The organism is Mediterraneibacter massiliensis (assembly GCF_001487105.1).
Taxonomy (GTDB): domain Bacteria; phylum Bacillota; class Clostridia; order Lachnospirales; family Lachnospiraceae; genus Mediterraneibacter; species Mediterraneibacter massiliensis.
Genome location: NZ_LN912999.1, coordinates 30100 through 52665, shown reverse-complemented (window position 1 = coordinate 52665; position 22566 = coordinate 30100). Strand labels below are relative to the sequence as shown.

Annotated in this window: 18 protein-coding genes; 1 reads left to right on the top strand and 17 read right to left on the bottom strand. The window is 44.5% G+C overall.

All coding sequences use genetic code 11. The features are described 5' to 3' along the window. Positions 1–34 precede the first annotated feature (34 nt). From BN3282_RS00255 to BN3282_RS00170, 17 genes are all read right to left on the bottom strand, one after another. Positions 35–337 (bottom strand): PTS sugar transporter subunit IIB, encoded by a 303-nt coding sequence (locus tag BN3282_RS00255; protein WP_059066158.1) that lies wholly within the window; start codon positions 335–337, stop codon positions 35–37. A gap of 30 nt (positions 338–367) precedes the next feature. Next, positions 368–847: a PTS sugar transporter subunit IIA gene (locus tag BN3282_RS00250; RefSeq protein WP_059066157.1), complete on the bottom strand. Its 480-nt coding sequence runs from the start codon at positions 845–847 to the stop codon at positions 368–370. Between the two features lie 11 nt (positions 848–858). Further along, on the bottom strand, positions 859–1137 hold the full coding sequence (locus BN3282_RS00245; protein WP_059066156.1) for an HPr family phosphocarrier protein: 279 nt from the start codon (positions 1135–1137) through the stop codon (positions 859–861). A gap of 22 nt (positions 1138–1159) precedes the next feature. Next, positions 1160–2872: a phosphoenolpyruvate--protein phosphotransferase gene (gene ptsP / locus BN3282_RS00240; protein ID WP_059066155.1), complete on the bottom strand. Its 1713-nt coding sequence runs from the start codon at positions 2870–2872 to the stop codon at positions 1160–1162. Positions 2873–2919: 47 nt separating this feature from the next. After that, positions 2920–4638 (bottom strand): Cof-type HAD-IIB family hydrolase, encoded by a 1719-nt coding sequence (locus BN3282_RS14485; RefSeq protein WP_082667405.1) that lies wholly within the window; start codon positions 4636–4638, stop codon positions 2920–2922. 6 nt (positions 4639–4644) lie between these two features. Continuing rightward, positions 4645–5955, bottom strand: a complete 1311-nt coding sequence (locus tag BN3282_RS00230) for a RuBisCO large subunit C-terminal-like domain-containing protein (RefSeq protein WP_059066154.1) — start codon at positions 5953–5955, stop codon at positions 4645–4647. A 72-nt stretch (positions 5956–6027) separates the two neighbouring features. Then, the gene (locus BN3282_RS00225) at positions 6028–7053 is read right to left on the bottom strand and encodes a hypothetical protein (RefSeq protein WP_059066153.1); all 1026 of its coding nucleotides are present in this window, start codon (positions 7051–7053) and stop codon (positions 6028–6030) included. 18 nt (positions 7054–7071) lie between these two features. After that, positions 7072–8379, bottom strand: coding sequence for an FAD-binding protein (locus tag BN3282_RS00220; RefSeq protein WP_059066152.1), 1308 nt, complete (start codon positions 8377–8379; stop codon positions 7072–7074). A 12-nt stretch (positions 8380–8391) separates the two neighbouring features. Then, positions 8392–10023 (bottom strand): FAD-dependent oxidoreductase, encoded by a 1632-nt coding sequence (locus tag BN3282_RS00215; RefSeq protein WP_059066151.1) that lies wholly within the window; start codon positions 10021–10023, stop codon positions 8392–8394. A gap of 432 nt (positions 10024–10455) precedes the next feature. Beyond that, entirely contained in the window at positions 10456–10872 is a 417-nt protein-coding gene (locus tag BN3282_RS00205) for a secondary thiamine-phosphate synthase enzyme YjbQ (protein WP_059066149.1), read from the bottom strand. A gap of 12 nt (positions 10873–10884) precedes the next feature. Then, complete coding sequence (locus BN3282_RS00200) at positions 10885–11574, bottom strand: L-ribulose-5-phosphate 4-epimerase (RefSeq protein ID WP_059066148.1); 690 nt, start codon at positions 11572–11574, stop codon at positions 10885–10887. 60 nt (positions 11575–11634) lie between these two features. Continuing rightward, positions 11635–12477: an L-ribulose-5-phosphate 3-epimerase gene (locus BN3282_RS00195; RefSeq protein WP_082667404.1), complete on the bottom strand. Its 843-nt coding sequence runs from the start codon at positions 12475–12477 to the stop codon at positions 11635–11637. Between the two features lie 90 nt (positions 12478–12567). After that, a complete protein-coding gene (locus tag BN3282_RS00190) occupies positions 12568–14082 on the bottom strand; it encodes an FGGY-family carbohydrate kinase (RefSeq protein ID WP_059066146.1) in 1515 nt (504 codons plus the stop codon). Between the two features lie 189 nt (positions 14083–14271). After that, positions 14272–17451: a glycosyl hydrolase gene (locus BN3282_RS00185; protein ID WP_059066145.1), complete on the bottom strand. Its 3180-nt coding sequence runs from the start codon at positions 17449–17451 to the stop codon at positions 14272–14274. Between the two features lie 6 nt (positions 17452–17457). Continuing rightward, the gene (locus BN3282_RS00180) at positions 17458–18330 is read right to left on the bottom strand and encodes a carbohydrate ABC transporter permease (protein ID WP_117975304.1); all 873 of its coding nucleotides are present in this window, start codon (positions 18328–18330) and stop codon (positions 17458–17460) included. Then, complete coding sequence (locus BN3282_RS00175; RefSeq protein ID WP_059066144.1) at positions 18323–19234, bottom strand: carbohydrate ABC transporter permease; 912 nt, start codon at positions 19232–19234, stop codon at positions 18323–18325. The genes BN3282_RS00180 and BN3282_RS00175 overlap by 8 nt, the downstream gene beginning before the upstream one ends. A 106-nt stretch (positions 19235–19340) precedes the next feature. Then, positions 19341–20666, bottom strand: a complete 1326-nt coding sequence (locus BN3282_RS00170) for an ABC transporter substrate-binding protein (protein WP_059066143.1) — start codon at positions 20664–20666, stop codon at positions 19341–19343. Between the two features lie 118 nt (positions 20667–20784). Between BN3282_RS00170 and BN3282_RS00165 the strand changes: the two genes are divergently transcribed. Further along, complete coding sequence (locus BN3282_RS00165) at positions 20785–22557, top strand: sensor histidine kinase (RefSeq protein WP_059066142.1); 1773 nt, start codon at positions 20785–20787, stop codon at positions 22555–22557. Positions 22558–22566: the final 9 nt, after the last annotated feature.

The following is a 22566-nucleotide window of genomic DNA, read 5'->3' as shown; positions in this document are numbered from 1 at the left end:
TCATTTCTCTCAACTATTTTTTCTGATCGTATCTTTACTCTGCCATGATTCTTCTGATCTCTGCCAACAGCTCTTCCGTAAACTGATCTGCTCCTACGCCTGTAAATAATGGAAGTCCTAACATAACCGGAGCGCCTGCCTTGTTCTGCGCATTTGTCTTACCTGTAACAACGATCAGATCATATCCTTCCAAATTTGGTACTTCTGTAATCTTATGCGGCGTAATAGAAAATGCAATTTTCTCTTTTTTCAAAATTTCTTTGATCTTGTCTGTCACGACTGTTGTTGTAAAAATCCCGCCTCCGCATGCTACAGCCATTTTGATTTTTGTTTTCATGTATCGTTTCCTCCTATTTTTTATTTTCTTTTATTCTGTCACCAGGTACGTATCCAGCAATTCTTTCATCTGGTGCATCAATTCTTCAGGGTCTGTCATATCTTTTAGCCTTTGGAGTACTTCTTCATCTTGGAAGATCGTACTGAACTTTTTCAGCACAGCTGTCTGGTAACTTGGATCTGTGATGCCAAATAAAAATACAAGCGGTGCATCCACTGTCTCATCCGGATCTCCCATACACTTAAAAGATACAGGTTCTTTCAAAACAGCCATAGAAAAGAAAGATTTCAAGCATCCGTCATGAATGTGCGGAATCGCAATAGGAACAGCGGTAGGAAGCCCCGTTGGATATTCTTTTTCTCTTGCCAGGACTGCCGTGATAAATTCCGGTTCGATCAATCCTTGTTCCAGTGCCTTACCGGCAAGCAGACGAATGATTTCTTCTTCGTTTTTCGCCTCTGCTCCGGTCAGCAGCAATGTCTGATTCGTATATAGACCTATCGTTTCCATCGCTTCCTCCTTTACTCTTCTCCAAATTTTGTTTTGATCAAAGCTACCAGGTCTTCCACTGCCGCCTGTTCATCTTCTCCCTCTGCGCTGATCTCTACTGTCGTCCCTTTGCACAAGCCCTGCGCGATCAGCATAACAATAGACTTTGCGTTTGCTTTACAGCTGTCTTCTTCATCCATATTCTGGATCGTGATCTTACTTGCATAATTCTTTGCCAGATTTACGAAATCTGAAGCCGGGCGGGCATGCAGCCCTGTCTCGTTTTCAATCTTTACTTGTTTTGCATACATGGTCTTTGCTCCTTTTCATGCCTTACTCTAAAAACTCACTGTTCAGATAATTTTCCACCTGCACAGCTGTAGATAATTCCAATACTGTCCGCGACATCCTCTGCGCTTTACAGATATTCAATTGCGAAATCATCTTCTTGACTGAAGCTATGGAAGACGCGTTCATACTAAATTTCCGAATACCTAATCCTGCAAGAAGGGCTACAGCCTGTGGATTTCCTCCCATCTCTCCGCACACACTTACCGGTTTTCCTTGTCTGGTAAATGCTTCTACGATCTGTTTGATCAATCTGAACATGGCCGGATGGAAGCTTTGATAATATTTTGCCACACTGGGATTCAAGCGATCCACCGCCATTAGATACTGACATAGGTCATTTGTCCCGATACTCGCGAAATCCACTTCAGAAGCCGCAATATCTGCCATTAACGCAATCGATGGAATCTCCACCATGATCCCTACCTTTACATGCCTCCCGTAAGGAATCTTCTCCTCTTCCAATTCAGCACGCACTTCCTGTACAATCTCCTTGGCAAAACGGATATCGCCTATACTGCCTACCATCGGGAACATGATCCATATATTTCCATAATATCCTGCCCGCAAGATTGCCCGAAGCTGTGTCTTAAAGATTGGTTTCATCTCAAAGCAAAGACGCAGTGCGCGCAAACCTAAGAACGGATTGTCTTCCTGCGGCAGTTCCAGATAGTCTAGCTTTTTATCTCCGCCAATATCCAATGTACGGATAACTACCGGTCTTTCCCCAAATATTTCTGCCACTTTTTTATACACCGCAAATTGTTCTTCTTCTGTCGGCAGCTTCTTCTTACTCATATACAAAAATTCCGTGCGGAATAGTCCTACACCGTCTGTATACTTTTCTAATTCCAGTTCATTTTTGTCTGCGGATCCTATATTTAAACATACTTCTATCTTTGTTCCGTCTGCAGTCACCGGTTCAACGCCTATATACTGCTTCATATCATTTTTCTTTTTTAAATATTCATCCCGCATTACTTGGTACTGCTTCTCCTGAGCCTGTGTCAGATTTGTCAGCACTTTCCCTGCATGTGCGTCCACAGCGATCTTCTCTCCATTTTCTGTATGTATGAGAATATCCGGCACGCCTAATACTGCCGGTATCCCATAATTTCTCGCAAGGATCGCCATATGAGAGGTATAGCCCCCTATTTCTGTTACAATGGCAAGTACATGCTCTTTTTGCATCGCCGCCGTATCGGAAGGAAGCAAGTCATGAGCGATCAAGATCACATCTCCCGGAAGAGAGGCCAATCCATTTTCTTCTTTTCCTGACAACAACCGGATCATACGCAGACTTACATCTTTTAGATCCGCCGCACGTTCCCGGATCAGCGCATCTTTTGCTTTAGAAATAACTGCGATGTATCTGGCATAGACTGTCTGGACCGCATATTCCGGTGAAAAAAGATTTTCTCTTATTTCTTCTTCAATCTCCTCTCCCATCGCCTCATCCTGCACGATGTCTATGTGGGCCTGAAAGATCTTTCTTTGTTCTTCTTCTAATTCCTTATCTTCTGCCAGTATCTGCAGCTCTGCCTCTGCTTTCTTTAATACTTCACGATAGGCCTGGATGCTTTCTTCGACCTTTCCCGCTTCTATGAACGATTCTTCCACGCTCCGTCCGCAAGGTCTGTATTGGAACACATTCCCGATCGCTGCTCCGTCAGAAACGGCTGTTCCTTCGTAAACCATTTCACCACCTCATTTTTTATCAGCGTTCATTTTTCCTCGCTGTTCATTTACATAAATGTTTCAATGGCAAATGCCACTCCGCTTTCCTTGTTTGACAACGTGATCTTATCCGCGCAATTTTTCACACTTTCCATAGCATTTCCCATAGCAACGCCCAAACCTGCATATTGCAGCATATACTTGTCATTTTCTCCGTCTCCGATTGCTATGATCTCATCTGGGGATATTTCATAATACTTAGCAATCCATCTCAACGCACTGCCTTTATCACTGCCTCCGATCTCAAGAGAAAAATCATAGGCTAGCTGGGCGCTCACTCTGCCTTGAAAATGTGTATCGATCCACATTTTTATAGAACGGATCCGCTCCGGTTCATCCAATACTAAAATCTTCCCTAAAGGTTCTCCGCTGTAACAAACTTCTATATCCTCTGTATAGATGACTTTTTGATCCATGCATTTTTCAAATATCTGCAAATACTTACTCTTAAGCTTCGAATAAACATCACCTTTTTGATAAAGCAGCGGTTCAAAGCCGTGTATTTTACAGTATGCTAAAATTTCTCTGCAGTCTGTTTCGCTGATCAGTTCTTCTCTCAATCGTTTTTGTCCTGTACAGTCTAAGATCACACTGCCATTCTGTGTGGCCACCACATCTTTTAGTGCGAGTTTTGCCAATATTTCTTTCAGCGCTTCGTATCCTCTTCCGGAAAACAAGATCACTTTTACGCCGTCATCCTGTATTTTTCTGATCGCCTCTATATTCTTTTCAGATATTCTATGTTCCTCATCCAGCAATGTTCCATCCACATCTACAGCTAACAATTTATAGTGGGGTCTGCCTTGTTGCATGCCTTCTTTTTCCCCATGGGCTTTTTCTATCCTCTGCTGCAGACGTCGAAACATCTCCCTATCCGCTGCCTTGATCATGCCCATCTTATGACCTGGTTTCTTTTGTTCGTCATGATAATCAGAACCCGCGGTCTGGAATAACCTGTATTTTACTGCAATCTGTCTAAAATATTCTTCCTGTTCTTCAGAATGATACGGCGTATATACTTCCATTCCCTGCAGTCCGCACTCTGTCATTGCCTGCAGCTTGCATTCATCTTTTTTTGTAAACCATTCTCCCGGATGGGCAAGTACCGGAATACCTCCCGCTTCCCGGATTGCTCGTATCCCTGTGTAAATATCCACGATATATTCTGGAACATAACATTTTCTTCCTGCAACCAGATAGTCTTTGATAAAACGGATATAAGGTTTGTCTGCTTTACTCCCGCCCGGTCTGTATACGGATAATCTTGGATCCCCGTCGTTACGCGGATCCTGCAATATGGCATTTGCAAAATTAGTGATCACCGGTGGATGCGGATATGCCAATTTTTCAACCTGTGTCATGTCTACATAAAACCCTTCCTCCTCCAGATTTCGTTTGATCTTTGGAAGGATATCGATTCGGGACTTTTGTATCTTCTCGATCAGCCGGGAAAGGCTATGCTCTTTTTCTGTCTCAATCCCATATCCTAAAATATGTACCATCCTATTTTCATCAATACAGGAGAGTTCCAGCGCCGGGATCGTCAAGATCCCGGTACGCCTTGCCTGCTCTTTTGCTTCATGAACCGCCTCCCAGGTATCATGATCCGCAATCACGATTGCTTCCATCCCATGTTCTTGTGCCTGTTCAAAAAGCTTCTCCACACTAAAGGTTCCATCACTGGAATATTCGCTGTGTATATGTAAATCCACCGTTTTTCTTTTCATACTATCCTACTTCTTTAAATCAAATAAATCCTGATGTACGCCGATTCCCCAAAGATCAAGCGCCACTTTCAGTGACTCGCAGTCTTTTGCAGCCTCCTCAAGTGGGATTCCCTCTGCTGTCGCATCTGCCGCTTTGATCAAACTTTCTACTCCCGCTGCCGCGCCCATTGGATGTGCATGCATAGCAGCGCCTGCAGAAATAGAAAAGTCCATACCAAGATCATTTGCCACATTCGGAATCAGACCTTGATATACGCCTGCTGCCGGTCCCGGGAAGGTACGTTTCATACCACGGAAGTCTGTCAGCAGAGACTGTGCGATACGTATATATCTTTCTCTCTGGATATTGACTTTGCCGTATGCGCATGGATAGATCACGATATCCGCGCCGCTCATACGCATAAATTTACCAAGTACAAGATGGCTGGAGATTCCTGAATAGTGAGATTCATACATAGCTCCCGCAAAGGCCGGATGTGCCAAGATCGGCAATCCCACTTCATCATTTTCTGCGATCATCTGCATTGCAGGCCATCCCACCGTCAGTGTATTGATCATCAGCGCCGGTATTCCAAGTTCTTTGCACATTTTTGCCTTATCCAGCATTCTGTCCGGTCTGTCTGTAATATTTGGAGAATACAGTACACGTTTTCCAGTCTTTTCATATACATCTTTCAAAATATCTACGGCAATCTTTGCTCTTGCCTCTACCGTGCAGTAATCCGTATCACTGAACAGCTCATCATCTTTGATCCAGTCGATTCCTGCCATAGCCAGTTCACGGATCAGTTTCCCTGCGTTTTCTGGCGTTGCACCTGTACACGGTTTGATCATGCTGACGATAAATGGCCGTTTCGGTACCCCTGTGATCTCTCTCAACCCATCTACCCCAAATCTTGGGCCTTTGAAACCGTCGGTAAATACCTTCGGGAAATCAATATCGATCAGTTTTAGCTTTCCGGACATTGAGATATTGCCGATCACCGATGTAAGTACCTGCGGAAGGTTTGCCCCCATATTTTCAAATGGGAATGCAATCTGGAATACTGCCATACGTTCCTTCCCCTCTGCTTCCGGCATACCAAATTCGTAACAGGGGATTTCATGTACCGCAATAACTTTTCCTCCGTGGCGTCTTCTTACTTCCGGTGTCTCAAGAGGCACCGGTGCCCATGTTCCTGTCGTCTGCTCGATAGCCATAGAACCTACCAGATTCAACAGATCGGATGTATATCCCTGACAGAAGTATGTGCAGATGATGTACTTTTCTTTATCGATCGACTCTGGTAATTTAAAAATGTTCTCATCATATTTCATTTTGTTGTCCTCCTTATTTTATGAAATATTTTTGCTGTCCCGTTACATATATGCGTTCTTACGTTCTCAACTCTATTGGCTGATATACTCTAGAAGCGTCAAAACCTTTTCCTTTTCCGCACAGTTTAGGCCTGCCGCCTCACATGCACACGGCGTCACGATCACATCATGCGCAGGTTCGCTTAAATCCATCATCCTGCGTCCTGCGATCACCGGAAGATTTTCTGGTTCTGCAAGTCCCAGCCCTCCGGCAAGAGAAGAGTCTGTCACATCATAGCCGCTTCTCTTTGGTAAGATCACCTCTGCGTTTGGAAACAGAATCTGATACTCCACCTTTCTTGTAGGATACAGTCTTTGTATGATCCCGCTTTCATGAAGGACCACTTTATCTGTACCGGGTGCCTGGATTCCGTTTTCTGCCAAAAATGTATCTATAAATTTTATTTTATCTGCCAGTTCCGGGAATTGAATCAGAAGTGCATCCAATACAAAACTGTCATCTGTTACGATACAGGTATATTTTGTCAATTTTTCTTTTATGCTTTCTGCATAGTTATTGGCCTCCTCTGTCTGTGCCAATGTCAATAGAAGATATCCACAATCTTTATATTCATTGGTGCAATATGCACACTTCCCTATCTTTTCACAAACTGCGGCAAACTGTGCGGCTGTCTGCTCTGCATGGAAAGAAGCCGGACTGATCAGGAAAAGCACCTCCGCTTCTTCTGCTCCTGCTCTGTATTCTTTATACTGTGCGTATACACACTCCCCCTGCAAAACTTTATCCACAAATGCCTTATATTTCTCTGGAACCTTATCTCCCGCAATGATCTCACTGCGGACATAACGCATCACTTCTGCCACTGGCGTATCGTCAATACTCCTTGTATCGGATTCATAGCTGTCTGTCGCCATAAATGCTTCTTTCGCCACATACTGCATGTCAAAACGGGTACCCATGGCTGTGAATACTGCCCCCATACCGGTGGAAGTATCTACACCCAGCACACGGCTGACCGGGGCAAAATCCGCAATAATATCACTTGTCAGACAGTTGGATGTTCTGTAATACAATTTCGAAAATTCTTGTGTTGCCATTGCCTTTCCCCCATTTCTTTATATTTTTGCAGCCGCGTTTTTACCAGCCAGATAAGCCGATGCGGCAGCGATTCCGGCTCCGCTTCTCTCACTTGCGAAATTTTGTCCTCCAAGAACATCTCCGCATGCAAAAACGCGTCCATTATATTTTGTATCACATACAGACATATCCTCTTTTACCTGTACGCCCATTCGCATGAACTCCTGTCCGGCAGGATGTACGGCATCTCTGTCCAGCTGCTCTGTCGTTACTTTTCCCAAATGCTGCTCCAGAAGTTCTACCCACACCTCTGTATGTCTCGCTTTGATCCCGCCGCCCACGAAACCGCCGGTTGCCAGGACTACAGCAGGAACTTCTGCTATCTCTGTATGACCGGGATGATACTGATCTGTCAATCCACTTACATACTCTACTTTTACTTTGTCATCTGCCGCCTCTATTTTCTTTACAGAGGAACCACGCAGCAGTTTTGCACCTTTTTGTTCCAATCCTCTATACAAGGCACGTGTAAAGCGATAACCGACAACAGAATTTCCAAGAGCAGCTACCTCTGCGATTTTGCAGCCACACGCTGCCTTTAAATCTGCCAAAATCTCATTATAATGGAGATATCCCAATACAGGTGGGAACAAGATAGTATCAAAAGCGTATCTATTGTTCATACAGAAGGTTTTGATCAAAGAAACCAACTCTTCCTTTCCTGCTTCTGTATCCAGATAATCCGCCAGTTCCCCATCACTTATTTTTCTTCTGTCTCCCCAGCCTTTGATCTGGATCTCTGTGGAAAAATAGGTTGCTTTTCCGCCTAATTTCTTCTGATACTGCTGGTAAGACATTGCCGCTGCCTGCGCGTTAAACGCTACATTTCCTTTCACGCCTACGACCAGGATCCTATCCTGTTTTCCGGGAACAACTGCCCCATCATACGCCATAGAAGGAACATACGCATTGACGGAAAATGTTCCCATCATATTTGGTATCCAGGCATTTTTTCCATCGAACCCTTTCAATGTATAGCCGCCTGCCTGCGCAAGAGAAAGCAGTGCTTCTGTCCCTGCGTCTAATTCCTCTTTACATTTGGCATATACATGATCCGGATATTTTTCAAGAAGCTTTTTGATCCCTTCTTTATATGACGGGCAGATGGAAGGAGTCTCTCCTGGTATTACGCCCATAATATCTATAGCTCCGGCAGAAATCTCACTGCTTCCTCCGTTTGGGAAAACCATCGTCACATGTTTTCCGGCCTGTAAAGCTGCATCTGCAGCAACGCAGGCTGCAGTTCCCCCGCCGATCACAAGCACATCAGTCTTATTCGTATTCATGATTTGCCCTCCTTATTCTAAACTTAATACGTCATAACTGCCTAAGCCTACATACATTTCCTGCATCAGTTCTGACAGTGGAAGCTGGTCTCCATACTGTGCCGCAAAATAGATTCCTTTCCATCTTTCCTGTACATAACCAAGCACACATTCTTCTGCCTGAGCCGGTGTCATATCGAGTGCCTGCTGCGCAATACCGCCTGCTTTATAAATAGAGAATGTTCCTTGTTCCTGCCCCATTCCAATCCGAGTCCGGCGGCGCAGATCTTTGAAATTCTCCACGTCTTCTTCTTGGAAGGAATAACATACTTCAGAGCCGATCATCTGTACTGCATCGTCGATCACATATGCCTGTTCCGGATATTTCTCTAAAATAGCTTTTGCAAATTCACCATAACGTGCGGTAAATTTATGTGCCGCATACCGGGAGATATGATATTTCTCATGGATCTCCTGGGCTTCTTTTTCTGCTTCTTCTTTCGTTGTAGCGCCATAGATCAATTCTTTATCCGACGTACATGGCAGTACTTTGCCTACCAGTTTTTCACAGGCCATATCGACCGCAACTTCTGCCATCAGACGGGCTGTCGCATATTTTCCTCCGGTAATGGTGATCATACCGGATATCCCTTCCATTTCTTCATGGTCCAGAAGGAACATTCCACGGCTGATATTTCTTCCTGTCTCCTCGCCTGTTGTGTAGAGCGGACGTACACCGGTACAGAGTCTGAGCATTCTTGCTTCCCTCAGTTCTGGAATGATCTCTGCTACGGAATCTTCCATAATCTTGATTTCGTCCATTCCTGGATCTGCATCATCCGGATCCTCTACGTCTACAGAAGAAGTTCCAAGAAGCGCCGTATTCTGGAAGCCCTGACTCACCAAGCCGTCGCCATCCGCCGGAGTACGTAAGATTCCGATCAATGTCTTAGTCGGACGCATACTATAGATTCCGGTAGAACCTTTATTTGGTTTCATCGGTATAGCAAAACCTGCCATCTCTGTGATCTGTGAACACCATGGTCCCGCCGCATTAATAACTAATTTTGCATACACTTCATAAATCCTGTTTTCTGTTTTATCTAATACTCGTAACCCTACGACCCGATTTTCTTCCATCAGCGCCCCGATCACTTCATGATGTGTACGGATCTGCGCGCCTTTTTTCTTTGCGTCATATGCCTGCGCGATACACAATCTAAATGGATCAAATCCTGTGTCGATCGTACGGAGCGCGAACCGGATATCCTTTGTCAAAAGGGGTTCCTCACTGATTGCCTCTTCTACAGAAATAACTTCATAGGGAAGTCCGATATCATCTGCATTTTTCATCCATTTTTGTGCAAATTCCATCTGCTCATCTGTTTTTGCCACCCAGATGGCATCTGTCGGATCCACTACCTGGGGCACGATCTTGCGGTATACTTGATTTTCCTGCAGACATTCTCTTGCCGTCTGAATATCAGACACCACGTAACGGGAACCTCCATGCAGCGCAGAATGACATCCGCCTGAAGTTCCGGCAGCCAGGTCATCCCTCTCCAGAAGCAGGGAGTTTGTAAAACCACGCAGTACCAGGTCACGTATAACGCCTGTTCCTGTGGTTCCGCCGCCGATAACTACCACATCAAAATTTTCTCGCATAACTTACGCCTCTCTTCCTAATTTTTTTTCGAACCGGCTGAAATTGTCTACATCATATCATTGTTTTTTTGCACAATCAAATCATCTAATTCTTGTATTTTTTCGTTTTTTTGACGATACTATATACAGACTGCCTCAAATATTATCATTATTTTAGGGCAATCCGTACAGTTTCTTTCTATATTCCCCAAAAAATCTCTAAAACATTTTACATAGTGCTCTATTCTGGCCTCTTTTTTTCTACCTATAAATTTTCCAACTTTTTCTATTTTCGTATCCTTGTTTTTGTTGCAAATAAAGAAAGCAGCAATTTGTTTCAATTGCTGCTTTCTAACATTCTATCTATAAAAATATACCTATACAAAAACTATCTTTTCGCACTTTCCCGCTCCACGCTATCTGTAAAGAGCATCCTCCTGCGGCAAGGCTATCTTATTCTCCCATAACCTTCACACAGATTTTTTTCTTGCGTGTTCCGTAAAAATCTGCATAAAAAATCTGTTCCCAATTTCCCAGGTCCATCTGCCCCTCCGTCACTGAGATTATTTCACTGCGTCCCATAAAGTTTCGCTTTAAATGTGCAGGGGCATCTTTTTCACTTTGGTTATGACGATAACATGGAACTTTGCAGTCTGGAATCAAGGAATCTAAAAATTCCAGCGTATCCTCTATCAGGCCTTCTTCATCATCATTAATAAAAATAGACGCCGTCGTATGCTGCACAGATATAATGATGACGCCCTCTTGTATACCACTCTCCTCCAGGATCATTTCCACATGGTTTGTAATATTTTTGACCGTCTCTTTCTCATTAAATTTAAATTCCAGATATTTACGATATGAAATCAAACTATATGCCTCCTACTTCTGCCCATAATAAGCATTCGGTCCATGTTTTCTGTAATAATGCTTATCCTGCAGTTCCTGCGGCGCCGGCTTTACATCTGGATTTATCCTCTCTGTCTGTGCCGCCATCTTTGCCACTTCTTCCAAAACGACCGCGTTATGTACTGCCTCGTGCGCGTCTTTTCCCCACGTAAACACGCCGTGATTCTTACACAGAACTGCCGGCATCGCCATATATTCCCTTTCTTTAAAATGCTCTACGATCAGAACGCCTGTATTCTTTTCATATGCCTCGTCAATCTCTTCCTTTGTCAGATTTCTGACACAGGGAATTTCTCCATACATATAATCCGCATGTGTAGTTCCATAACAAGGGATGCCCCGTCCTGCCTGTGCCCAGCTTGTTCCCCAGGGCGAATGTGTATGCACGATCCCTGTGACTTCCGGCATGCCTTTATAAATTTCCAAATGCGTCGGGGTGTCAGAAGACGGATTATATTCCCCTTCGATCTTATTTCCTTCCAGATCCATCACAACCATATCTTCCGGTTTCAATTTCTCGTACTCTACGCCGCTTGGTTTGATCACAAAATATCCTGTCTTTCTGTCGATCTCACTGACATTTCCCCATGTAAAAGTCACAAGCTGATATTTAGGCAGAAGCATATTCGCCTCATATACTCTTTGTTTTAATTCTTCCAGCATGATTTTTCTCTCCTTTTCTCTCTTCTATAGCTTTCTGTATCCTGTTTTTGGTAAAAAATTCTATTGCTTCCTATCCAAAATGGCACGCATCTTCTGATTCGACTGCGCCAAATCCTGTTTCCAGTTTTCTCCGCCCAGATACCAAAATTCCGTCACATACTTGCGGATCCCCATTTTCCATGCCTTGTCAATGATTTCTTCAAACGGCACATGTCCCTGTCCATACAGAAGATCCCGGAAAATACCTGGTTTTGTCTCTTTTAAATGCATGGCTGCCATATGTGCTCTTCCTGTTTCTATATCGTCCAATACATTTTTCCCATAAGAAACAGCTGCATTCATAATGTTTCCACAGTCTGGATAGACATTCAGGTACGGCGATTCATTTGCCTTGACATACGCCATAGCCTTTTCCACTGTATTCATAAATTCTGTTTCCATCGTCTCAAAACCCATCACGATCCCAAGACTGGAGGCCATCTGCACCGCTTTTGTGAGATTCTTTGCAAAACGTTCTCTCGTCGCTTCGCTGCCTTCTTCATAGTAGACATCATATCCGGCAAGCTGAATGATACGGATCCCCAGATCATCTGCAAGTACAAGCGCCTTTTCCATAATCTCCATGCCACGTCTGACTGTCTGTTCATCATTGCTCCCAAGGGGATATTTCCTATGCCCGCTTAAGCACATCGTACGAACAGGCACGCCTACTTCATACATGATCCTTACTAATTCCAAACATTCTTCTTTCGTCCAGTTCAGACGCTCCAGCTTTTCCTCTGTCTCGTCAATGCTGATCTCCACAAAATCATACCCGGCCTCTTTTGCCGCCTTCAGCTTCTCTTTCCATGTCAGAGTGGACGGCATTGCCTTTTCATAAAGCCCTATTGTATATTTTTTCATAAATCGACACTCCATTCTCTCTTAGTTACACTATCTTTTTAGTCTAACAGCGTCCAATATAAATATATACTTTTCTTCAAAGTTCTTCAATTAATTCTTAAAATACTTCCAAGCAGAACACAGTCCATCGATCACTGCCCTGTACCGCTGATACTTGTCCTCATATACTTTAGCGTACTCCTTACGCGGGTAAATGGTCTTGCTGATCTTGACCGTCCGTTCAATCGCCGCCGTATAATCTGGATACACACCTGCAGCAATTCCTGCTGCCATTGCTGCCCCCTGGGCTCCCAATTCCTTATCTTCTATGACATCTACTGGAATCTGCAGGACGTCCGCAAATATCTGGACCCATACGTCGGAATTTGCCGCCCCTCCTGACAGACGGATAGATTTTGGCTTCTCTCTGTTGACCAGGAGCTTCTGCACATGCGTATAATGGGAAAATACGATTCCCTCATAGACAGCCCTCAGCATATACTTTTTATTATGATAAGCAGTCAGACCTACAAACGTCCCCTTTGCTAACGGATCTTCGTTGGAACCATTTAAAAACGGAAGAAAAATAATATCGCAGTCCTGTGGTTCGATCTCTGCTACCCATTGATTAGTCATATCATAGACAGACTTTCCTGTCTTCTTTGCTTCTTCTTTTTCATAGGACAGCAGATTGCGGATAAACCACTCCATATTTCCTGCGGAAGTAGGGCTGCTCTCCTCTACCAGATAATATCCTGGTATACAAAACATAGAGTTTAAGGCGACCGTCCCATTTGTCACAGGGCTTCTCCGGATAAATTCATTGATACTCCATGTTCCTGCCACCATACACATCTGTTCCTCGTCCGACAGTCCAGAAGCGATACCGCAGGCATTGACATCAAACATCCCCGCCGCTACCGGGATTCCCGCAGGCAGTTTTGTAAGCTCCGCTGCTTCCTTCGTCACATAGCCGCATATATCCGACGAATGCCTGAGAGGAGGAAGTTTCTCATAGATCTCTTCCAGTCCAAAGTAACCCAGCAGTTCCTGATCATACGCATGGGTCGTCAGATTCACCAGGTTTGCCCCAGAAAAATCTGTATACTCAGCATAGGCTTCTTTCGTCAGCATATAACGGATATAGTCTTTGACCGCAAAAATATAGCGGGTATTTTCCAGCACCTGGGGCGCGTGATCTTTGAGCCAGGCAAGGATACTGACAGGCTGACAGGCAAGGATATCCTGAAAAGTTTTCTGATACACTTTCTCCTTTGTCCCGTCTTTCTCCCATTTCTCCACATACTCCCAGGCACGGGCATCTGTGGATATGACCCCGTTGTATGCCGGACGTCCGCCTTTCCCCACCAGATACAGTCCTTTTCCATGACCAGACAAAGATACACCTGCTATGGACTTTGGATCGATCCCGCTCCTTTCCACCGCGCTGCGCACTGCCTTTGCATTGACATGCCAAAGTTCTGTCATATCTCGCTCTGTATAGCCAGATTTCGGAGTAATTGTTACCGTAGGTACACTTGCCACAGAAATCTGCCTGCCATCCTCGTCAAATACTGCTGCTTTTGAAAACGTACCCCCATTGTCAATTCCGACTAAATATTTCATATCTGCCTCCTTGTTTTTTCCCAGACAATCCACCCGTTTCTGGAATTATTATAGCATGATTTCTATCCGGATACATCAAAAACTCTCTTTTCTAAACTTGGGAAACCATTTCCTATGAAAAAAACAGACATCCTGTATACACCACATCGTCTTTGTGTTTACAGATATCTGTTTTCTCTCTGTTATTTTTTACTTCTCATGTTTTTTCCAAAGTATGGGCGCTTTTAAGATCCCCGTCTTTTTCAGCTGATACTCATAGGACCAGCCATCCTGTGTAGTCCGCCATGCGTTTGGATCAAAATAGATCTCCTGTTCATCGCAGTCATGTACTGCTCCAAATGTATTGACTCGGTTTCCAAAGCTTATGATCTCTATCTCATGCTTTCTTGTATGTTCGATCTCAAAAGCAACTCTATATGGAGATTTGAAGATCTCTCCCACCTCTTTTCCATCTACCTTTACTTTCAAAAGAGGGGCACGGAATTTAGAGACTTCCAACATATACTTTCCTGTCTCCAGCACAAGGTCTGTCTTGTAGATCACATTGCCGCCATAAAACGGCATGCCCTGCTCTGTCAGACTGCCCCAAAAGAAGGTCTTTCTTTCCTGCTCAAGTATAGCCGAACTGCCTTCCACACACACAGAAAATGTGCCTAACAGATACACAACTTCCAGATTTACCTTTCTTGTAAAATCGACCTCCAGCATAAGTTCATGTACACCTTCCTGCAGTGTCGGCAGAGCCACTGTACGGATACACGGATCTACAAAATATCCTGTTTCTCTTTTCGGGATTTCCATACCATCCAGCAAAATCTTCGCACTGTCCGCTATTTCCAGCCCCAGAGAAGCGTCTTCTATCACATTCCTGCATACAATCTTATATTGGAGCAGAATCTTATGTGTTTTTTCTTCTTTCTTCTGTGTCCACGGCTGCGCCAAAGCAGCTCTTCTAAGCGGCAGATGAAGCCGTGTACGAATCTTATTATCTGCCCGAAGTATCTCTTCTGGCCCTTCCAATGTCTCCCCGTCGAAACAGTACTTTGGCATATCCAGCATGAGTACATTCGGTTCTTTGCGCTCGATTTCTACCTGACTTTCAAATAAATCCTTCGCCCGCCACCCTTGCTGCTCCGCTAAAGCATACGTCTCTTTTTCTGCAAATACCTCCTGCGGCAGGATTTCTTCTCTCGTCTTCCCTTCCTTCTTCTCCGGCTCCAAGTATAAGAGCAGACTGTCATGACTGTAGAACCGATGATAAAGAATCGTCTTGTTTCCTTGTATTTCTGCTTTTTTGCCGCCGATCTTTCCGGTCATGGTATCCAGCTCTGTCACCTTCCACTGACCGGCAAGTTCTATCTTCACGTCATCCGGAAGAATCAAGTCAGGATGATCCTGGGCACGTCCGTTTGCGATAAACAGCCAGCGTCCCTCTCCCTCCCGGCGCATCTGGTAGATGTATTTCTCTGTCCGTTCACCATTCCAGTTCTTCTTATGGTTCGGTTTTTTCAGATGTTTTTCCCCATAAAAACGCATTTCCAACAGTCTGTACGGCTCCAGTTCTTCCAGAAGGTCCTGCTTAGAATACTCGATCCGTGTGCATGTATCGGCAAACTGTTCTCCCGCAGTACTTAAAGACGCATCGATATACCGAGGCGGTTTTCCCATGAAGATGATCTTCGTTCCCGCCTTTTTCATCTCTTCTAGTATCGTGAGCGTCGTCTGCCTCAAGGTCAGACATCCGGGAACGATCACCGCTTTATATTCCATCTCTCCAACTGTATGCCCATTCCATTCTTCCGGAAGCAGACTTTCTGAAATATAGTCAAAATCCTGATTGTTGAATAACAGCCATTCTGTCACATCTGCAAACCTTTGGTCTAATTCCTGCCGTTTCTGCCCAGTCTGCTGGTTTGGTCCAAATAAAAGCCAGCACGATTCTACCGGATGGATCACACCGATCTTTACCACCGGTTTTCCTCTTCTAAGCGCCGTATTGACCCGGGCAAAATGGGTTTCGATCAGCCCGTATTCTTTATACCAAGGAGATTGGAAGCCAATGGCCGCTGGATAGTCTCTTTTTGCTTCTCCTCCCATACTCATCCAGTTTAAATGATGGACACGATGGGTGATTCCAAGCGCTGCCTGCCAGTCTCCCTGCAGTTTATGTCTGCGGAAATCAAAATCCCAGTTGGTGACGCCATACAGTTCGCTGACGACACCATCCTTTCCATACTGATGGCAGATACTCTCCGCCTGTTTTGCCGTCGTATATTCCCGAGCGTCACAGAGCATGTCAATCCCCGGAAGAGAAAAGCCCCGCAGACTGCGCATGACTTCTCCTAGAGCCTGAGTCTGAGACTGTAAAGTAGGTTCCTCCATCATATGCCCTGCAAGACGGATGCCATTTTCCTGACACCAGCTGCCTACCTGCTCAGAATAAGCTTTGGCAAACCGCTCCGTCACATGATCATGATACCAATATCGATACCTGGACACACCTTCTTCCGGCAGCTCCCATAATACTTCCGGTATATGGTCCAGCAGATCTTCTCCATATGCCGCTTTATAGCTTTCCGCAAAATCTTCTGTATAAGGAAGCATTACTTCTTCCTTGGAATCTGCCGTTCCCAGACATCTCTTTCTTCCAAACTGTGGTTCATCCGTAAAGATAGAAGGAATCGTTTTTCCAAATTCTTCGCCCACCGCCTTTTTATATTCTTCGTGGGTCACATCCAGAAAATAACGGATTGCCTCAGGGTTTAAAGAGTCTACATAAGACTGATCGTTAAACCAAGGACTGTCATGTGCGATCTCCAGATAAACATACCAGATCTGATACCCTGGTTTCTCCGCCGCGTTCTCTTCACACCGCATATAAGAAGCAAGTGTTCCGTCCGCATGCAGCCTGACATAATACGCCGCCAGAAAACGACCGTTTCCTTGAGGAGAAGCAGAAGCCATAGAATCCGTACTCCTATGAGTATAGGTCTTCGTCCCCTTTTTATATGGGGTGATCAGCAAATTTCTGCTCCTGTATTCCTGCCTGCTTGTCACCTTTCCGCCGCCATATCCGGAAGGCCAGCGGTCCTCATCATACAGACAGCTGTATAAATCTTTTTCTTTCGCGATCTCCACAGCCTTTTTCACACAGTCCATATATTCTTTTCCCATATACTCTGTATCCAGCCCAACACGGGTGTGCATATAAAAGCCGCCCATCCCCATCTCTTTAAACTGCGCGATCTGCTCTTCCAGACAATCTGAGCATAGTTTTGTGTTCCACGACCAAAAAGGAGTTCCGCGGAACTCCTTTCCTGGATTTTTAAATGTCTCTTCAAATTTCAAACTTCTGTTTGTCTTTTCCATTTTCCCTTATCCTTTCACAGCGCCTGCGGTAATAGAACGCACGAATGTCTTCTGTGCAAACAGATAGATGATGACAAATACCATGGCGCTCACAGTCAGAGCCGCAAATACCGGAGTATAGCCGATCGTCGCAATCTTATCCCGGATGACGGCAATCCCCACGGAAAGCGTATATTTGGACGTATCACTGATAGATACCAGCGCCCACATATATTCATTCCAGGCATTCATACCGCCTAAAATCGCCAGTGTTACCAGCATAGGCTTTACAAGCGGCACCATGATTTTCCCAAGGATACGAAATGTACCGCAGCCGTCGATCTTGGCAGATTCAATGATCTCATCGGGTATGTTGTCCATATACCCCTTGATCAGGATCAGACCAAGCGGAGCAAAGCCCTGATAATACGGAAAGACGATCGCAGCCAGGGTATTTTGGATTCCCAGATCTACTACCTGCAGATACATAGGCAGAAGAATGATCGGCGTAGGGATCAGCATATTGATCAGGATCATATAATAGAAAAACTTTTTAAATTTCATCTTCAGCTTGGAAAATGCATATCCAAGACAGGTCACAAGCACAAGATCCACCACGAGAGTCGCTACGGTATTGACTACCGTATTTTTCAGATATACTGCAAGGTTTGCCTCCTGAAAAGCAGTGACAAAATTGTCAAAGTTCAGAGAAGTCGGCAGAGACCATATACTCTGCAAAAACTGTCCCTCTGTCTTAAAGGACTGTATGATCACCCAGAGCAGCGGATACACGGAGATCAATGCTATAAACAGCATGATGATAAAGGTGATGACAGAAGTACCTCCTTGCTCGTCCGCTCCTTTTTTTGTTTTCCATTTTTTGCTCATACTCTTACTCACGATTCTTTCCACCTGCCTTTTTTACCAACTGTAAGATAATTGTAATGCTGATCATAACTACCATCATGATGATCGACGCCGCTGTTGCGGGACCGAATTTCTGAGACTGGAACGCATTAGAATATACATATGAAGTCAGGACATCCGACGCGCCGCCGGGTCCTCCCTGGGTCATGACCCAGACCATATCAAACGCGCGCAGATCATTGGTCACTGTCAAGATCCCCAGTGTAAGGAATGTCGGTATCATATGAGGGATGATGATATAGCGCAGTCTTTGCAGCTGAGTGGCGCCGTCCATTTCTGCCGCTTCCAGCTGGTCCTTCGGAAGCGTCATGATATTTGCATAACAGATCAGCATATTAAAAGGAATGGTCCTCCATATCCAAGTCACGATAATCGCAGGCAGCGCCGTTCCTACTTGGGACAGCCAGGGCTGGGCAAGACTTCCCAAACCGATCATCTCCAGGATCTGATTTAACGGTCCGATCGTAGGATCATATATGATCCTCCAAATACATCCGATCACGACCATAGAGATCAAATAGGGAATAAACAGTGCTGTGTTGAAAAATCGTTTCAGACGGATACCTTTAAATAAAATATACGCCAGAATAAAACCAATCGTAATGGAGATCAGCAGATCACAAGCAATCAGCTTAAATGTATTGCCAAACGCGCGGTAGAACTGTTCGTCCTGCAGCACTTTGATATAGTTATCCAATCCTACATAGTTTCTAAGTTCTCCGTAGCCTTTGTATTTATAAAGACTGATACGGAATGCATTCGCAAACGGAATAAACAAAAAAATGATCAATATGGCTATAGTCGGAAGAATTAATATATAAGCCGGTATGCTTTCTTTTAACTCCTGCAAAAGCCCTGCCTTCTTTTTCGTATTCACCTTGCTCCCTCCTTCTTTTGGCGCTGTGCCTGTTTTTTCTGCTTTTTACTTTCTGGCAGGAAAAAGGCGGCTAACTGCTCTTTAAGCCGCCCTTATCCCGCTTCTTTTATTCTTTATCTTCCAGATATGTATCGTATGTCTCCTGCAGTTCTGCCGTCATATCCTCCAGGCTGATCTGTCCAAGCAGATAGTTCGGGATCAGATCTTCTTTGAAAGCTGTGCTGATCTCTGTCGTGATCGTCGTCGGTACAAATGTTTCCGGACAGAAGCCGTTTTCTGCCGCCGCATTGTAGCCTGCCAGAATCTCATCCAATGCAGGATCACGTTCTACATTCACTAAACCAGAACTGGAGTACTTAAGCCCTTCATCTGTTGTAAAGTTTGTCTTAGATGTCAGATACTGTATTAATTTTACTGCCGCATCCGGATTCTCTGTGTCCGCGCTTACGGCAAAGATATTGCTGGCGCCGCCCAGTGTTCTGGATGGCAGTCCTGCAATCCCCGGCAATACATATGTACCAAGTTCCATTGTATCCGGCGCATTGTCCATGATGTATTCCAATTTATCAGGAGCGATCAGGACTTGTGCCAGTTTGCCCTGCAGGAATAGCTGTGCTGTCGTATCCAGATCAGATGTCATAAAGTTTTCCGGAAGATATCCTTTATCCCAGATCTCTTTATATGTTTCCAAACCTTTTTGTACAGATTCTGTCTGGAATGTCATTTCACCGGTTTCAAAAGATTTGTTTTCTTCTTCAATCTCTTCACGGCAGAACTGATCCCAGAATAATCTTGGCAGCCAGTCGATACATGTATTGGACTGTACTGACAAAGGTGTATATCCTGCGCCTTTGATTGCTTCACAGTTTGCCATGAAATCTTCCCAAGTCTCCGGTACAGATAAGCCCAGTTTCTCATACATTGCTTTATCGTACATCACAGCAACTGTCGTCATCGTAAATGGTACTCCGTAATCGTAGGAATCCATTTCTCCACAGCCCTTTTCTACGATCGACTGTAAGTTTTCCAAAAGAGCGGGTACATACGTGTCTCTCCATACAGCGTCTCCTTCGTAGTTATCCCCGTCCAGATATTTTGAAATATCAAGAAGAAGTCCCTCATTGATCTGATCACAGTAATATCCAGCCTGTGTCCAGAACACATCCGGCACTTCATTTGAAGAAGCCAAAGCCGCAAATTTTGCTGAATAGTTTCCGGAATCTACATAATCAAATTCTACGTCAATATCCGGATTTTCTTTTTCAAATGCCTCGATCATATCCTCATCTACGAGTTCCATCGCAGATAAGAAACGGATCTTTGTCTTTCCGTCTTCTGTCTTAGCATCATTTTTGTTTCCTGAACCACAGCCGGCAAGAAGTCCGCCGATCATTGTTGCTGCAAGCAGCACAGAAATCACTTTCTTTTTCATGTTTTTCCTCTCCTTTTGTCTTGTTTCTTTTTGATGGTTTTATTGTAGCACATGTCAAGTGGACTTTTCTTGGCTTGTGTGGTATACTTTTCTTAGATTTTTGCAAGGAGGTGTCCCCATGAAATTACGCTACAAACTATTTCTTCTCCTTTTCTTCATGGCACTGCTTCCCACCATCTGCATCACCGCGATTTCCTACTATCGCTACTCAAAAACTTCCCAGCAGCAAATGCAGGAGTACTCCGTCAATCTCTTTTCCAAGGCCGTACAGCAGACGGATGCATCTCTTGCCGAACTGGAAAACGCGACCAACCTGTTCGCTTCCTATTCTTCCGGCGATTATTCCCTGACCCAGAACTTACGCCCTTTTTCTGTCCCAGGAGTCAGACCGGACGACTTAACAACCTATCAGACACAGCAGAATATCCGGTATCTATGTCAAAATATTATCAATACTTATGACTTTATTTATGGAATCTACATCTTTACCCCCTCCGGGATCCAGTTCACTTATGAAAACACGCAAAACGACCGGCTCAATTATGGATATACGCCAGAAGACGCCCCCTGGTATACACGTACATTAGAAAATACCGGCCAGCTCTATATCAGCGACATCAGTCCTCATGCGGATATGTTTTATGGCAAAACAGACAGCTTCTTTATTTCCAAAAGCCTCTATGATATTTATGCTTCCAAAAATCTGGGCGTCCTTTTGATCAACTGCGATCCGGTTATTTTCGATCTAAGTTCCTTAAATACGATTCCGGATGTAACTTCTATCACCATCGCGGATACACAGTATGAACAGGTCATTTATTCGACGCCGCCTCTAAAAGAAGAAAATATGCCTTCTTTTCAGGAGATCAAAAAAAACGCCGCTTATTCTACCGAGTTGGATCTTTCGTCTTTACGACTTTATACATCCATAGATTACAGTAAGCTCTACCAGGAATTCAGCACGACCGGGATCATTCTAGTCTCTATCTGCGTTATCTGCATTTTGATCGGTATCACTCTTGCCCTATACTTTTCTAAGACAGTCACGAAACCGATCGAACATTTAAGTCGGAAAATGTCCCAACAAAGCGGCACCCATTTATCCGGCAGTTCCTTGTATCTAGACCGTCCTGATGAGATCGGCGTCCTCTATAATGAATATAATGCCATGGTGGAGCAGCTGGATACGGCGATCAAGACAAACTATCAAAGCAAACTGATCTCCCTGGACGCACAAATGAAATCTCTGGAAGCACGGATCAACTCCCACTTCCTTTTCAACACACTAGAAGCAATCAACAGTATTGCCAGCATAGAAGGGAGCGAGCAGATTATGACCATGGCAATGTCCCTTGGCAATATGTTCCGCTATGCCATTAAAACACAGAGCGAACTAGTCACTTTACAGGATGAGATCGATCATGTCATGGATTATATTTCTATTCAGTCTATCCGGTTCAGCCATCGGTTCCATTTTACTTTGCACATCCCGGACAATATGCGGCATCTGAAAGTACTGAAACTGATCCTCCAGCCCATCGTGGAAAATTCTTTCTCCCATGGACTGCAAAACTGCCAATTCGGACATCGCATTTCCGTATATGGTTTTTTACGGGATACTTATTTTCTGCTCTGTATCGTAGACGACGGAAAAGGCATGACGCCAGAGCAACTTTTGGAATTGACACGATCACTTCAGGAAGAACCCGCCTTCACAGAACTCGGACACCGGACAAACCAGAGTATCGGGTTAAAAAATATCAACACCAGGATTGAATTATATTATGGAAAAGGATATGGACTGACCGTGCAGAGCAAACCGGATCATGGAACACTGATGCAGATCAAGCTTCCACTCGTAGAAAAGGATGAGCTGCCGGGACAAAACTGACGCCCGATA

What these genes read in the sequence shown, in the direction of transcription:
- BN3282_RS00255 (WP_059066158.1), bottom strand. Translation starts at nt 337, where the DNA reads ATGAAAACAAAAATCAAAATGGCTGTAGCATGCGGAGGCGGGATTTTT.
- BN3282_RS00250 (WP_059066157.1), bottom strand. Translation starts at nt 847, where the DNA reads ATGGAAACGATAGGTCTATATACGAATCAGACATTGCTGCTGACCGGA.
- BN3282_RS00245 (WP_059066156.1), bottom strand. Translation starts at nt 1,137, where the DNA reads ATGTATGCAAAACAAGTAAAGATTGAAAACGAGACAGGGCTGCATGCC.
- ptsP (WP_059066155.1), bottom strand. Translation starts at nt 2,872, where the DNA reads ATGGTTTACGAAGGAACAGCCGTTTCTGACGGAGCAGCGATCGGGAAT.
- BN3282_RS14485 (WP_082667405.1), bottom strand. Translation starts at nt 4,638, where the DNA reads ATGAAAAGAAAAACGGTGGATTTACATATACACAGCGAATATTCCAGT.
- BN3282_RS00230 (WP_059066154.1), bottom strand. Translation starts at nt 5,955, where the DNA reads ATGAAATATGATGAGAACATTTTTAAATTACCAGAGTCGATCGATAAA.
- BN3282_RS00225 (WP_059066153.1), bottom strand. Translation starts at nt 7,053, where the DNA reads ATGGCAACACAAGAATTTTCGAAATTGTATTACAGAACATCCAACTGT.
- BN3282_RS00220 (WP_059066152.1), bottom strand. Translation starts at nt 8,379, where the DNA reads ATGAATACGAATAAGACTGATGTGCTTGTGATCGGCGGGGGAACTGCA.
- BN3282_RS00215 (WP_059066151.1), bottom strand. Translation starts at nt 10,023, where the DNA reads ATGCGAGAAAATTTTGATGTGGTAGTTATCGGCGGCGGAACCACAGGA.
- BN3282_RS00200 (WP_059066148.1), bottom strand. Translation starts at nt 11,574, where the DNA reads ATGCTGGAAGAATTAAAACAAAGAGTATATGAGGCGAATATGCTTCTG.
- BN3282_RS00195 (WP_082667404.1), bottom strand. Translation starts at nt 12,477, where the DNA reads ATGAAAAAATATACAATAGGGCTTTATGAAAAGGCAATGCCGTCCACT.
- BN3282_RS00190 (WP_059066146.1), bottom strand. Translation starts at nt 14,082, where the DNA reads ATGAAATATTTAGTCGGAATTGACAATGGGGGTACGTTTTCAAAAGCA.
- BN3282_RS00185 (WP_059066145.1), bottom strand. Translation starts at nt 17,451, where the DNA reads ATGGAAAAGACAAACAGAAGTTTGAAATTTGAAGAGACATTTAAAAAT.
- BN3282_RS00170 (WP_059066143.1), bottom strand. Translation starts at nt 20,666, where the DNA reads ATGAAAAAGAAAGTGATTTCTGTGCTGCTTGCAGCAACAATGATCGGC.
- BN3282_RS00165 (WP_059066142.1), top strand. Translation starts at nt 20,785, where the DNA reads ATGAAATTACGCTACAAACTATTTCTTCTCCTTTTCTTCATGGCACTG.